The sequence below is a fragment of the Prolixibacter denitrificans genome, assembly GCF_003014495.1.
GTDB lineage: Bacteria > Bacteroidota > Bacteroidia > Bacteroidales > Prolixibacteraceae > Prolixibacter > Prolixibacter denitrificans.
Genome location: NZ_PYGC01000004.1, coordinates 1 through 13,994, shown reverse-complemented (window position 1 = coordinate 13,994; position 13,994 = coordinate 1). Strand labels below are relative to the sequence as shown.

The following is a 13,994-nucleotide window of genomic DNA, read 5'->3' as shown; positions in this document are numbered from 1 at the left end:
TTGCATAACCTGATTGATTTGCGTAAGCATTGATCTATGGAAAATTACCAAACCCTGGTGGTGAAACCGGAAGGAAAAACGTTGAACCTCTGGTTAAACCGAAGTGAAGTACATAATGCACTCAACCGTGAGATGATTGTTGAGTTGCACCGTTTTTTTCAATGGGCGGAGGAACAGCCTTCCTACCGTTTTGTGGTAATTCGCGGTGAAGGAAAATCGTTCTGTGCCGGTGCCGATCTGAACTGGATGAAAGAGTCTGCAACACTGAGTGAAGCAGAAAATCTGGAAGATAGTCGCTTGCTCACTCATATGTTGATGGCTATCTATCGAAGTTCGAAAGTAGTCGTTGGAGCAGCATACGGTAATATATTCGGTGGTGGAACCGGATTGTTGGCCGCCTGTGATATAGCTTATACAGTGTCCAATGCCCGCTTTTCGTTGAGTGAAACCCGACTTGGACTGGTGGCTGCCAGTATTACGCCTTTGCTGATGAAACGAATGAAAGCTTCGCGGCTGAAAGAATTAATTTTCTCGGGAAGACATTTCAATGGGGAAGAGGCATATGAGAACGGTTTAGCCGATCGGGTTTTCGAATCGGTCGAAGATATGGATAGGTTCATCCTTCAACTGCTGGAGCAGATGTTGAAAGGTGGACCTCTCGCTGTGATTCGTTCCAAACAGTTAATCAATGAGCTATCAGACGGAACGTCGATGGATGAATATATGAAGCAAATGCCCGAACTGTTGGCGGAAGTGAGAGTAACTCCCGAAGCACAGGAAGGCATTACTGCATTTTTAGAAAAACGAACTCCCGACTGGCCTTGATGATGGAGAGACTGGAAAAAATATTAATCGCCAATCGCGGTGAAATTGCGCTTCGGATTATCCGGGCTGCGCGTTCCATGCACATTTCCACCGTCGCTGTTTACTCCGAGGAGGAAGCGGAGGCGCTGCATGTTCGCCAGGCCGATGAGTCGGTTTCGCTCGGAGAAGGTTCGCTGAATGATACCTACCTGAATATTGAAAAGATGATTCAGGCGGCCGTTCAATCCGGAGCACAGGCCATTCACCCGGGATATGGTTTCCTTTCGGAAGATTACCGTTTTGCCGAAGCTTGTGCCGAAGCGGGTATTATTTTTATCGGTCCCGATGCTGAAGTGTTGAGGCTGATGGGAAATAAAATGGAAGCCAAGCAGTTTGCTCACAAGCTGGGAATTCCGGTCTTACTCGGACAGACGTTGGTTGCCGGTCAATTGAACGGCGAAGCCGAAACATTGGAGTATCCAATGCTGATAAAAGCTTCCCACGGAGGTGGTGGAAAAGGAATGCAGATCGTCAGCTCGGCTGATGAGTTAAATGAAAAACTTACACAGGCATCGCGTGCTGCTGCCAATTATTTTGGAAACGGCGAAGTGTACGTTGAGCCATACGTCGAAAAGGCCCGTCACATCGAAGTGCAGATTTTAGGCGATCGTCATGGTAACCTGGTACATCTCTTTGAGCGGGATTGTACGCTGCAGCGGAACCACCAAAAGATTGTGGAGGAAGCACCGGCAGCGAATCTTCCGGCTTCAGTACAGAAGAAACTTCTGGATGCGGCTTTAGCGTTGGGAAAAGAAACTAACTATTCGGGTGCCGGAACCGTAGAGTTTCTGGTGGAACCTGACGGCCGTTTTTGGTTCATGGAGATGAACCCGCGTATCCAGGTCGAGCATCCGGTAACCGAGGAAGTGACGGGTATCGATATTGTCCGGGAGCAATTGAGAATAGCTTCTGGCAAACCACTGTCCTTTCAGCAAAGTGATGTTTCACTGAAAGGTCACGCTATCGAGGTTCGTGTCTATCGCGAAGATCCGGAAAAAGCGTTTGCGCCGTCTTCTGCGCCGGTCAATTTTTACCGGTTGCCCGGAAATGGTGTCCGGCTGGAGACGGATCTGGATGGAGACAACGAAGCCGGAAGTCAGTTCGATCCATTGATAGCTAAGGTTATCACTTTCGGTGAAAACCGAAACGACGCATTGGCGAAGATGGAGTTGGCACTGAATGAATTGTCGGTTCATGGCCCGAAGACCAATCTTTTGTATCTGAAACATTTGTTGAAAGAAACTTCGGTTGTCAACAACGATATACATACCGCCTTTATTGGCGAACAGCTGCGGGAACATTTGGATGGCTTACAGCAAAATCGCGAGAATGTTTCGCGCGAAGTTCTGTTGGCTTCCTATCTGTATCTTGGTTTTCTGCGAAAGCAAAACAATGCGGTTGATACCTGGGAACAGATTGGATTTCATCGCTTAAAAAATCAGGTCGAAATAGCTATTGACGACCAACTTTTTTCGGTTACTTTTCATTCCCAGAAGAGAAACAGTTTTCAGTTGCAGAACGGAGGCGAAACGTTTTCCTTTTCGGTGAAAGAAATGGATACGCAGCGCTTAGTTGTTTCGCTGGATGGAAAGAACCACGAGATTTTCTGGTCAAATCATCCGGTAGCCGGAAAATGGCTGGACTCAGATGGCTTTCATTTTCATCTGACCAGTTCCGATTTGCTGGATGATTACCATGGTGAAGCAGCCGGAGAAGAGCCGGAAACGGCCGAAAATGAAGCGGTGGTTCGTTCGCCGCTACACGGAAAGATTATCGATATTCAAGTCAAACATAATCAAATCATCAAAAAAGGGGAGATATTGCTGGTGATCGAATCGATGAAATCGGAGAACCACGTTACATCGCCCCGAGCAGCAAAAATTAAATCCATTGCTGTAGAGGTTGGCAGCCAGGTAACTGACGAAATGCCTTTAATTATTCTGGAGGATATTTAACTATGGACGAATTATTGCCCAAGCACTACGCAGACTATCGTAAGCGAATCAGAGACTTTGCAGAGAAGGAGGTTCATCCTGTTGCAATTGAGCATGACGAAAACGAGCATTTTCCTGTTGATTTAGCCCGCAAAATGGGTGAAGCCGGACTCTTTGGAATTGCCATTCCCAAGGAGTATGGTGGGCAGGGACTCGACACGTTGTCGTACATTATCGCGGTGGAAGAATTGGCTCGAGTGGACAGCTCGCCGGCAGCAACCATTGCTGCCCATAATTCGCTGGGAATTGCACCCATCTATTCATACGGAACAGAGGAACAAAAGCAGAAATATATCCCTGGTTTGTGTACCGGTGAGAAACTTTGGGCATTTGGATTAACCGAGTTAACAGCGGGCTCCGATGCCAAAGGGGTGGCATCGCGTGCCGAACTGGTCGATGGCGAGTGGGTTGTCAATGGCTCCAAGATGTTTATCACGAATAGCGCATCGGAAATTGCTTCCGGCATTACTTTGCAGGCCATTACTGGTGAAAAAGACGGCAAAAAAGAGCTGACTGCTATTCTGGTTCCCCGCGAAACGCCGGGATACGAAACCTGGCCGGTTAAAGGAAAACTGATGTGGCGCTCGGTGGACAACGGTAAAATGAAATTTACCGATTGCCGTGTACCGGAAGAAAACATGCTGGGTAAACGTGGCGAAGGAATCAAGATTATGCTTGCCACACTCGATGGCGGACGTTTGTCAATTGCTGCCATGGGACTTGGTCTGGCGCAGGGCGCTTTCGAAATGGCTGTGAAACATGCCAAGAAGCGTGAGCAGTTTGGTAAGCCGATTGCCGAATTTCAGGCGGTTTCCTTCAAACTGGCTGAGATGGCTATGCGAATTGAGTTAGCCAGAAATACGCTGTACCGTGCCTGCCAACTGAAAGATGCCGGAAAACCTTTCGGAAAAGAAGCGGCGATGTCGAAACTGTATTGCTCGGAAGTAGCCAAATTTGTAGCCGATGAATCGGTTCAGGTTCATGGAGCTTACGGTTTGCTTCGCGAAAATCATATCGAGCGTTTCTATCGTGACCAGCGTTTGCTTCAGATTGGAGAAGGAACTTCCGAAATTCTGAGGATGGTCATTGGTCGTTATGTCTTAAAATCGTAAACTGTTTTCCAAAGAAATCAGATAAGCACCATGGGCGCCGATCGCAAACTGGATCACATTAAACTGGCTTTTCAGTCGCAGATGAACGGAATAGCTGCCGATGAGCGGTTCTTCTACGAACCGATGTTGTCAGGACATCCGGCAGACGAACCGGACGAAATTCCGTTTGTCGGGAAAAAGCTGAAAGCTCCGGTTTGGGTTTCGAGCATGACCGGCGGCACCAAATTGGCCAATACCATCAACCATAACCTGGCCCGCGCCTGCGGCGAATTTGGCCTGGGAATGGGGTTGGGCTCATGCCGCAAACTGTTGGATGACGATACCTATTTCTCCGATTTTGATGTGCGTGCCGATATTGGTGATGAACAACCACTTTATACCAACTTGGGGATTGCTCAGGTGGAGGAGTTGCTGGACAAAAGGCAGACAGACAAAATCGAAAGGCTCATCGATCGCCTTCGTGCCGATGGATTGATTGTCCATATCAATCCGATGCAGGAGTGGCTTCAGCCGGAAGGAAACCTCATTCAGCATCCCCCGATTGAAACGGTGGAACGCTTGTTAGAGCAGGTTCAGTTCCCGGTTATCGTGAAGGAAGTGGGGCAGGGATTTGGCCCGGAAAGTCTACTCCGGCTTTTGAAGCTTCCGCTGGCTGCGGTTGATTTTGGTGCTTTTGGCGGAACCAACTTTGCCCGCATCGAACTGGAACGCAACAGCGACCTGAACAAAGAGCTGTATGAGCCGTTTGTGCGTGTCGGCATGTCCGCGGAGCAGATGCTCGATGCGGTGAATCAAATGGTAGATGGAGGTGAAGAAATCAAGTGTCGGCAACTGATCATTTCAGGCGGTATACAAAATTTCCTCGATGGTTACTACCTAACGGAAAAATCGAAATTGCCGGCCCTCTATGCGCAGGCTTCTGCTTTTCTGAAATACAGCCAGGGGGAATATGAGGTGCTGAGAAATTATGTGGAAGCCCAGTTGAAAGGTTTGCGTATTGCCAAAGCATTTCTTCGGATTAACGAAAATCATTCTGAATGACGAAAAACGAACGGATTATCAGTGGCTTTTCCAAACTGAACCGGTCGCAACGAATCGATTTAATATGGGACCGGCTGGGACTTGATGAGGCTTCCCGGTCGGTGCTTGATAATTTCTTGCATCAAAATCCGTCAACTCAAGCACTTTTCGAAGAGTTTAGCGAAAATTTCCTGACGAACTTCTTTATGCCCATGGGCGTCGTTCCCAACGTAGTGGTGAACGGTCAATCATACATCGTTCCGATGGTGATTGAAGAGAGTTCGGTGATTGCTGCTGCGTCCAGGGCTGCCAAGTTCTGGGCTTCGCGAGGTGGTTTTCAGGCCCGCGTATCCGGAATGGTCAAAAAAGGGCAAGTGCATTTTTCCTGGTCCGGAGAATCGAAAGATTTGAAGGCTGCTTTCCCGTTTCTGAAAGAGAAAATGCTGGCTGCTACACATGATTTAACGGCTCGCATGCGGAAGCGAGGCGGTGGAATCATCGCAGTCGAATTGGTCGACAAAACCAGTGAATTGGCCAATTATTACCAGGCAGATGTTTCCTTTGAAACAGCCGACGCGATGGGTGCAAATTTCATCAATTCGTGCCTGGAAACCATGGCGGGAGTTTTAGTCGATGAGTTGAATAACTCGGAAACAAACGGCGAGGCGAGTGTCATCATGTCGATTTTATCGAACTACACGCCCGATAGTCTGGTGGAATGTTGGGTGGAATGTGATATCGACGAACTGGCTCCGTTTAGCGGAAAATTGAAGCCGGAAGAGTTTGCCCGGAAATTTGAAATGGCCAGCCAAATTGCACAATTGGATGTATCGCGGGCAGTAACGCATAACAAAGGCATTTACAATGGCGTCGATGCTGTTGTGTTAGCTACCGGAAACGACTGGAGGGCGGTTGAGGCTTGTGGTCATGCATTTGCGGCTTCTAATGGAAATTACCGCAGCCTGACGTTTGCCGAAATCGACGGTGACCGGTTTCGTTACACACTGCGGCTTCCTTTGGCACTTGGAACCGTGGGCGGCCTGACCAAAGCACATCCGGTTTCCAAGCTGGCGCTGGAACTGTTGGAGAATCCCGATGCAAAAACATTGATGATGATTGCAGCGGCAGCTGGTTTGGCTAATAATTTTGCGGCTGTTGCATCGCTCACAACGGTCGGCATTCAGCAAGGGCACATGAAAATGCACCTAACCAACATTCTGAATCAGTTGGGAGCAACGGCAGAAGAAAAAAGCAAATGCACTCAATATTTCAGTGATAAAAATATCGCTTACGCAGAAGTGGAAAAATACCTGAACCACATCAGGAATACCAATGGCTGAAACAACCAACACAAGAGTATTTTATTCCCGCGGCAAATTGTTGCTGACGGGTGAATATGCTGTGCTTCGTGGTGCGCAGGCGTTGGCTCTTCCTTCCAGGTTGGGGCAATACCTGGAAGTGTTAGAAGGAAATGAACCCGGCGTTTTATCATGGGAAAGTATTTCGCCTTCCGGGAAGTGGTTCGAAGCGCGTTTTAGTTTACCCGCATTGGATGTTATTTCAGCTACAGATAGCCAGAAAGCCGGTGTTTTGAAGGAACTTTTCCTGACCGCCCGAAAACTGCATGCTGGTTTCCTGGAAAGGGAAGAAGCTTTGCAAGCCAGGTCGACCCTTGAATTTCTTCCCGAGTGGGGATTGGGTTCCAGTAGTTCATTGGTTTCCAATATTGCCGATTGGGCCAAATGCGACCCGTTTCGGTTAAATGGACTAGTCTTTCACAGTTCCGGCTACGATGTCGCGTGCGCCCGTTCGAAAGGGCCGATTTTGTATCGAAGGGTGAATAATTTGCCCGAAGTAATTTCCGCGAAATTCAGGCCTTCGTTTGGAGCTAATTTGTGGTTGGTGTACCTGAATGAAAAGAAAAATTCGAAGCAGGCAGTAAACGCGTTTGCCGGGTTAACTGTTGATGAAATGATACTGAAGCGAATTTCGTCGATTGCAGGCGAAGCTGCTGCGGCTGATGATTTGGATAGCTTTTGTGCCTTGATGGATGAGCATGAAAAGCTGGTCGGCGGAATGACAGGGCAAATTCCTGTGAAGGAAAGACTCTTTTCCGATTTTGAGGGGTGTATCAAGTCGTTGGGAGCATGGGGAGGCGATTTCATTCTGGCAGCGACTAAGTGGCCGGAAGAGGAAGTGAGAAAATGGTTTGGAGAGCGGGGATATGAAACCGTTCTTCCGTTTAACGAAATGATTTCATATGGCTGATAAAAAGAGTGACTGGAAAGAGACTACGTGGGTTAGTCCTTCAAATATTGCCTTGATTAAATATTGGGGAAAGCATGGCGAGCAATTGCCCAATAACCCGTCGTTGAGTTTGACGTTGAAGAATTCGGTCACTAAAACAAAGCTTCGTTACCGGAGGCTTGATGAACCCGTGCCGGATTCCGAGGATTTGAAAGTTGCTTATTGGTTCGATGGAGAGCGGAATGAGGCTTTCGAAAGGAAAGTGGCTAATTATTTACGGCGATTACTCCCGGAGATGCCCTATTTAACAAGCCTTGAGCTGGAATTTCAAAGTACGAACACCTTTCCGCACTCAACCGGAATTGCTTCTTCGGCGTCTTCGATGAGTGCGATTACGCTCTGTTTAGTCGATATGGAAAAAAAGATGGGACTGCGAAAACCTCCTACACAGGATTTGTCTCGTCGTGCGTCGCATCTGGCCCGGTTAGGGTCGGGGAGTGCCTGTCGCTCGGTGTATGGCGGTTGGGTCACCTGGGGGGAAGACGGTTTGTTGCCCGATTCTTCCGACCGATATGCGTCGCCTTTGGAGCAGGACATTCCCGAACAATGGCAAAATTTGCGGGATGCCATTTTGATTGTTAATTCCGACCGGAAGAAAGTTTCAAGTTCTGCTGGTCATGGATTGATGAGCAATCATCCTTTTGCGGAAGGTCGTTACCGTCAGGCCCGGAAACACCTGAACTGTATGATGCTGGCGCTCCAGAACGGAGATGAGAAGACCTTTGTTGAAGTGGTGGAGAGTGAAGCATTGTCGTTGCATGGTTTACTGATGACCTCCTCGCAGGACGGTTTGTTGTTGCAACCCGAATCGCTTCAGATTATCAATGCGGTTCGCGCTTTTCGCGAAAAAACAGGCTTGATGGTTTGTTTTACGTTGGATGCCGGCCCCAACGTGCATTTGCTTTATCGCGACGAAGACAAAGAGATGGTGCAACAATTTATTCAGGAGGAGTTGCTTCCGTTCTGTGAAAACAAGCAATGGATTGATGATGAAATTGGCGAAGGCCCCTATAAAGAGGAAATTAAATGAAGCGTTTCCCGGCAAAAATATTACTATTCGGCGAGTACAGCATTATTACGGGCTCGAAAGGACTGGCGCTTCCGTTTAATTTATACGGTGGCCAGTTAGCCTTTCCTGTCGGGAAAATGAGTCCGGCCGAGAAAGAGGCGGCTCATATTTCCAACCAACATTTGGCGGAATTGCTTGGTTTCCTGGAGAAAAATGCAGCAGCACCGGTCTTCTTAAATTTGACTTCCTTCCGGGATGATTTGGCTACCGGACTTTATTTTCAATCAAATATTCCCAATCAATACGGAGTGGGCAGTTCCGGCGCTTTAACAGCTGCTTTGTATCATCGGTATGGTCAGGATACGGAAGAAGAGACGTTGCCGGAGATACGGAGTCAAATGGCGGTTATCGAGTCGTTTTATCACGGAACCAGCTCTGGACTGGATCCGTTGGTGTCGTACGTACAAAAGCCTGTTTGGATCGAAAGCCGCGATAAAATCAGCGTAGAAGCCGGTTGGCCTGAAAAATTCTTCGATGAATATGCTGTATTCCTAATTGACAGCGGACAGCAGGGTGGAACCGGCGATTTGGTTAACTGGTTTATGGAACAGCATCAGCGGCCCGATTTTCGGGAAGTTTTCGAGGAAGAATTAGTAAGCGGTATTGATGAACTGGTAGACGCTCTATTGCATGCTCAAACCGATCCGGTTCAGGCGGTTCTGCAACGTATTTCCCGTTTTCAGCTCGACTATTTTCGTCCCATGATTCCGGTGGAGTTCCGGAAGCATTTCCGGTATGGGCTGGAAACTGATGATTTTACGTTAAAGCTGTGTGGCTCGGGAGGCGGTGGTTATCTGCTTGGTTTTACCAAAAATCGCATTGCAACCGAGAAATATTTCCGGGAAAGGGAAATCAGTTGTCTTTTTGTCGAAATGATTCCCGAAAGTGTGGACGGAAACGGGTTCCCTTCTTAAAAAGAAAATGTACCATCGGTGCTTCTTCGGCTACCAACGGTACATCTCTAATTTTTTGTTGCTTATTTGTTTACTGAATTGTCACTTCCAGTGGATGCAGAATGCGTTCAGCCTGTTTTTGTAGCATAGCGTCCCAGCCTTCAACCGACTTTACCTGTCCGCTTTTCACCCATGCAAACCCGGCATAGTAAGTAAGTACCGAATCGTTAGGCTGCGTAACGACCATAATCTGACTTTGGTCCGGGGTTGGTGAGATATGGGTAAAGGCGCTGTCCACGCGAGCCGAATTAACCACGACACCTTCGCCGACAAAGGAGTCGGCTCCTTTTTCCCACTGACGGAACCAGCCTTCTTTCGGCTCCAGTTTGACCTCGCCTTTGCGCTCGTGCATCGAGATACCGATGGTGATATTGGGAACCGGTTTTTCGGGTTTCAGCGATACAACAAATTTGGAGAAGTTCGAGCCCAAATCGAGTGAAATTCGTTTTGTTTCGTGAATCCTGTATTCACTCCACGGTGCATAGGTCAACTCAAAAAGGGCACGAATTGGTCCCCGGGCAATGGTCTTGTAGCTGACAAAATTTTTCGAAACATGCAGGCTATCATCTTGCCAAACGCCAATACCCCCATCGCCGCGACTCGAGCCAACATGGTAGGCATCGCATCCTTCTCCACGATCAACGTTATAGTAATCGACACTATCGACGGCGCCTGCGTACCATTCATCAATAATCGGGTATTTAACTCGCTTAAACCACAAGTCGATACCACTGGTTAGTGTGCCGCCGGGCTTGTGTTCTTCGGTAAGTTGCTGTGCTTTTGGCCCAAATGTCCGGAAAGCTACTTTATCGTTCTCCCAGGCGTAGTCATCAATTCGTTCGGGAACGAACCTGGAGAAGGTCGTGTATTTGCTGTGTGGTTGTTCTTCGGCACCGTTTTCTCTGCCAATAATCTGGTACGTTTTTTCTTCGTTGGCTTTGATGCTCACCTGGAAAAGCAGTTCGTCGGGTTGACCATCCTGGTTTTCGTCAATCAGCTGCCGAACCAGGTAATTTCCGCTCGACGGATCCAGCACCAAAAGATCTTTCGGCGAATACTTAGCCGTTAAATCTTTTAGTTTCGTCATGGGAATGGATACCGTTTCCGAAATGCGGTTGAAATCCAGCGTATTCTTCACGTGAACTTCTTTTTTGAGGACCGTGTTTGAGTTGCAACCTGCTAACAGGAACAGAGAGAGTAGCGGCCAGTAAATCAGTTTTTTTTGTCGATTGATTTTCATCTGTTTGAATTGTATTATCGGTTCCGTTTATCTTTTTTAGTGTTGACTATGTCACAAAGCGTGATCGGCTTTCAGGGGCATGATAAAAAATTCCGGAGTCATAAAGGTAGAATTTTCGGGCCATTGTGGGGGGAGAAAGTGTATAAATTACATCTTCGTCTCATTCATTTCACGAAAAGTGGTACACCTTCCGGTGAATTCTCCTACCGGGAAATCGCTATCCGGGTACGGTATCGTTCCGGTTAACAAACCGTGATATAATACCTATCCGGTAGCCCGAAAGAGTCGAATATTGACCGGCGATACATAGCATTGCGGTATTTTTCGCGGTAGCCGGATACCATATGGGCCCTGCATGTCCTCTATTTTAATTGATTCTTAACGATATAATACTTAAGTTGATTGTTGAAATTTTGAAGAGCCGGCAAACCCGCCGGCATGGGACAGACAACTTAGCATGTAGTTTTTCGTGGTAACAAGAGAGAACGATCGGCGCATAACCCGGCTTTGAAAAAGCTATAGATAAAACGATAGCCAAAATCAACCGGATATACCGGCATCTTGTGTTTTTGACTCGCCGGAGGGTCGGATAAGCTGCCGATTTCTGTCGGCGACATTCCTGAGGGTAGGATGAGGTGCCGATTTTTTCCGGCAACGTTCCTGAGGGTCGGTTGAGCTGCCGGTTTTTGTCGGCAACATTCCTGAGGGTCGGGTGAGCTGCCGGTTTTTGTCGGCAACGTTCCTGAGGGGCGGATGAGCTGCCGGTTTTTTCCGGCAACGTTCCTGAGGGTCGGATGAGCTGCCGATTTTTTCCGGCAATGTTCCGGAGGGGAGGTTGCACTGAAAACAGTGATCGGGAATAACATCCCGATTAGTATATAACCAAACTTCAATAAAAACAATTAGAATTATGATTGAAATTGCATTATCAGGTTTGAAGAACAACGTCCTGTTTACCTTGTGTAAACGGATTTATGAATTGATTTTATCGGTGAAAACCGAAGAAATGGGTATCGACTTTTACTTTGGCCGCTTTGAGGAAGCTTATGCCGAATACAAAGCCGCAATGGAAAAGTCGGTGCTAAGTGCTGCCGAGATTGCGGAAAAAGACAGTTTCCGCGACCGGATATGGTCGGCCCTGCGTATTCATGTGAAGAACTACCTGCGGCACCCGTTACTGGGGGCAAAGGCAACACCCATTTTGAACGAGATTGATAAGTACGGGAAGCAGGTCGTTAAGCAGAGCTATGAAGCGGAGTCGGCTATTATCCATAATTTAACCGAGACGCTCGAATCGGGGTTTACCGACGATTTAGCTGCCATGCACGCCGATGAATGGCTGTCGTTGCTGAAGGATGCCAACACCGATTTCGAAACCACGCTGCGGGCTTATAACGCACAAAAATCGAATGCCGATGAAGTGGATGCTGCCACATCGGTCCGTCCCCGTCTGGAGGAAGCCCTGCGCAAACTGCTCACCTTTCTGCCGATGCAGGCCGAAGTAACCGGGAACAGCGGTTTGAACGAACTGGTGAAACAACTGGAAGTGGAAGTTAGCCGGTTTTAATGAAAAGAGACCTTCAGGGTTTTTAAAACCCTGAAGGTCTGAAAAGATGTTATTTTACTTTCCAATTATCGGTCCGGAAAGGTTCCAGAGGAAGGCCATTCGTGTCGAACAGATTGGGCATGCCGCCATTGGTATAACAATAGCGAACAGCCACAGGGTGTTTTACTTGCTTCGAAAACACTTCAATCGTTCCGTCTTTCTTCAGTTTGGCCTGGGCCGGATAGAAGTGCTGGTCGCTTCCGGCAACCTGAAAGCTCTCGATGGTTCTCCCCTTCACGGTCAGTTTTCCAATCGATTTAACCGTAATGAAAGCCTTGTTTCCTTTGATGTTCATCGAGGCAAACTGTGGCTGATACGGTTCCAGTTTATCAAACCCGTACACTTCTTTCAAGGCCAGGTTCGCCAACCGGTCACCAACCGGTTTTTTTGATTTGGGATGAATGTTCGTGACATCATCAACCAAATCGCCAACCGTAGCCATTCCGGTTTTTGGGAGGCTCAATGCCGATGCCTGTTGCTCGCGGACAATGGCACCACTCAAACCGCTGTAACCACTCCAGGGGGCAATTTGCACAAAGTAAAACGGAAAATCGTTGTGGAATTCTTTCCGCCAGCTGGTAATCATCGCTTTGAACAGGTCGCCGTAGTACTGCGGCCTGTCGGTATTTTGCTCACCCTGGTACCAGATGGTTCCGGCAATTTTGTAGTTGAGTATCGGGTGAATCATGGCATTGTAAATAACGGTCGGTGCTACCGGCGACCAACTGACTGCCGGAAGGTCTTCTGCTTCCTGCCGGAGTTGGCTGTTACCTTTATACGCCTCTTCCGGGGTCCAGGCTTGCACGCATGATCCGCCCCAGTACGAACCAATCAGCCCGACCGGTTTGTGCAATTGGGCATTCAGCTTTCGCCCGAAGAAATACCCGACGAGGCTGAAATTGGGCATCGACGCGGCATCGCATACTTTCCATTCGCCATCTGTATTTCCTTGCGGGTAATCGGCATAGGAGTGAGAAGACTGGAAGAAGCGAATTTCCTGGTTGGCGGTCTTCTGTACATTTACGGTATCGATAGAACCCCACTTATAATTGAATTCCATGTTCGACTGGCCGGAACACAACCAGACTTCCCCCGTTAAAATATCGTGAATGGTAATTTGTTTTTTGCCACTGCTGAAGAAGATTGTGTATGGACCGCCGGCTTTTGGGGTTTTCACGGTAGTTTTCCAGGTCCAGTTTTTCTTCGGCATCACCGTAATGGTATCGGTCGGATTCCAGCTGCAAACAATCTTCACCGGGACGGTACTGTGCCCCCATCCCCACAGTTTTACATTCGAAGAAGCCTGCAGCACGGCATGGTCACTCAAAATGTTCGGGAGCTTTAAAGTCGGCTGAGCGATCGTAAATGCCGGAATAATAATGAGAAGTAGAAAAAGAATGCGTTTCATTGGCTGTAGTTTTATCATTTTGTATAACTAAGATTTGCGATTGATGAAATTACAAATAAAAAAAACGCCGGTGAAAATGAAGTCTTTACACCGGCGAGTAGAGTTTATCTCTTATGTATGTTTTTCTTCCTTATCGGGAAAAATTCTGAGACTAATTGGCCGGGAAAGTGTAACCTTTCCGTTTGAATATCCAGAACCAGGCTCCTCCCCAACCGCCAGCTCCAGGCTCAGGTGCACCTAATATCATCACATTATCGTCGAGGTAAAGGATGTCATAAACGTAGATAGGATCGGCATTGAAATTGGGTTGATAACCTAGGCTGGGATGTGTATCGTCCTGAAAAAAGTTTACAGGTTAGACATTTAAATTTACTTGTTTTTTATAATAGGTTTTCCATCTTTTTTTGAGTGTACCCGATCT

Annotated in this window: 11 protein-coding genes; 9 read left to right on the top strand and 2 right to left on the bottom strand. The window is 47.7% G+C overall.

Annotated features, from left to right (window positions below; translation table 11 throughout):
• Window positions 1–36: 36 nt before the first annotated feature.
• Genes CLV93_RS09100 through CLV93_RS09065 form a run of 8 tightly spaced genes read left to right on the top strand, consistent with a single transcriptional unit; the run spans window position 37 to window position 9,280 of the window.
• Window positions 37–825, top strand: a complete 789-nt coding sequence (locus CLV93_RS09100; protein ID WP_106541887.1) for an enoyl-CoA hydratase-related protein — start codon at window positions 37–39, stop codon at window positions 823–825.
• Window positions 825–2,819 carry an acetyl/propionyl/methylcrotonyl-CoA carboxylase subunit alpha gene (locus tag CLV93_RS09095; RefSeq protein WP_106541886.1) on the top strand — a complete coding sequence of 665 codons (1,995 nt, stop codon included), beginning with the start codon at window positions 825–827 and terminating at the stop codon, window positions 2,817–2,819. Before CLV93_RS09100 ends, CLV93_RS09095 begins: the two co-directional genes overlap by 1 nt.
• Window positions 2,820–2,821: 2 nt before the next feature.
• Complete coding sequence (locus tag CLV93_RS09090) at window positions 2,822–3,970, top strand: acyl-CoA dehydrogenase family protein (protein WP_106541885.1); 1,149 nt, start codon at window positions 2,822–2,824, stop codon at window positions 3,968–3,970.
• 30 nt (window positions 3,971–4,000) lie between these two features.
• Window positions 4,001–5,011, top strand: coding sequence for a beta/alpha barrel domain-containing protein (locus CLV93_RS09085; RefSeq protein WP_106541884.1), 1,011 nt, complete (start codon window positions 4,001–4,003; stop codon window positions 5,009–5,011).
• Window positions 5,008–6,330 carry a hydroxymethylglutaryl-CoA reductase gene (locus CLV93_RS09080; protein ID WP_106541883.1) on the top strand — a complete coding sequence of 441 codons (1,323 nt, stop codon included), beginning with the start codon at window positions 5,008–5,010 and terminating at the stop codon, window positions 6,328–6,330. The genes CLV93_RS09085 and CLV93_RS09080 overlap by 4 nt, the downstream gene beginning before the upstream one ends.
• Window positions 6,323–7,258: a GYDIA family GHMP kinase gene (locus CLV93_RS09075; RefSeq protein WP_106541882.1), complete on the top strand. Its 936-nt coding sequence runs from the start codon at window positions 6,323–6,325 to the stop codon at window positions 7,256–7,258. Before CLV93_RS09080 ends, CLV93_RS09075 begins: the two co-directional genes overlap by 8 nt.
• The gene (gene mvaD, locus CLV93_RS09070) at window positions 7,251–8,327 is read left to right on the top strand and encodes a diphosphomevalonate decarboxylase (RefSeq protein WP_106541881.1); all 1,077 of its coding nucleotides are present in this window, start codon (window positions 7,251–7,253) and stop codon (window positions 8,325–8,327) included. The genes CLV93_RS09075 and mvaD overlap by 8 nt, the downstream gene beginning before the upstream one ends.
• Window positions 8,324–9,280, top strand: a complete 957-nt coding sequence (locus CLV93_RS09065) for a mevalonate kinase family protein (protein ID WP_106541880.1) — start codon at window positions 8,324–8,326, stop codon at window positions 9,278–9,280. The genes mvaD and CLV93_RS09065 overlap by 4 nt, the downstream gene beginning before the upstream one ends.
• Before the next feature lie 70 nt (window positions 9,281–9,350).
• Here CLV93_RS09065 and CLV93_RS09060 read toward each other — a convergent pair whose 3' ends face one another.
• Entirely contained in the window at window positions 9,351–10,559 is a 1,209-nt protein-coding gene (locus CLV93_RS09060) for a DUF4861 family protein (RefSeq protein WP_106541879.1), read from the bottom strand.
• A 910-nt stretch (window positions 10,560–11,469) separates the two neighbouring features.
• On the opposite strand from CLV93_RS09060, the gene CLV93_RS09050 reads away from it, so the two are divergent.
• The gene (locus tag CLV93_RS09050) at window positions 11,470–12,126 is read left to right on the top strand and encodes a DUF6261 family protein (protein WP_106541877.1); all 657 of its coding nucleotides are present in this window, start codon (window positions 11,470–11,472) and stop codon (window positions 12,124–12,126) included.
• Between the two features lie 49 nt (window positions 12,127–12,175).
• Here the strand turns inward: CLV93_RS09050 and CLV93_RS09045 are convergent, their stop codons facing one another.
• Window positions 12,176–13,573: a sialate O-acetylesterase gene (locus tag CLV93_RS09045; RefSeq protein WP_170108908.1), complete on the bottom strand. Its 1,398-nt coding sequence runs from the start codon at window positions 13,571–13,573 to the stop codon at window positions 12,176–12,178.
• Between the last annotated feature and the right edge of the window lie 421 nt (window positions 13,574–13,994).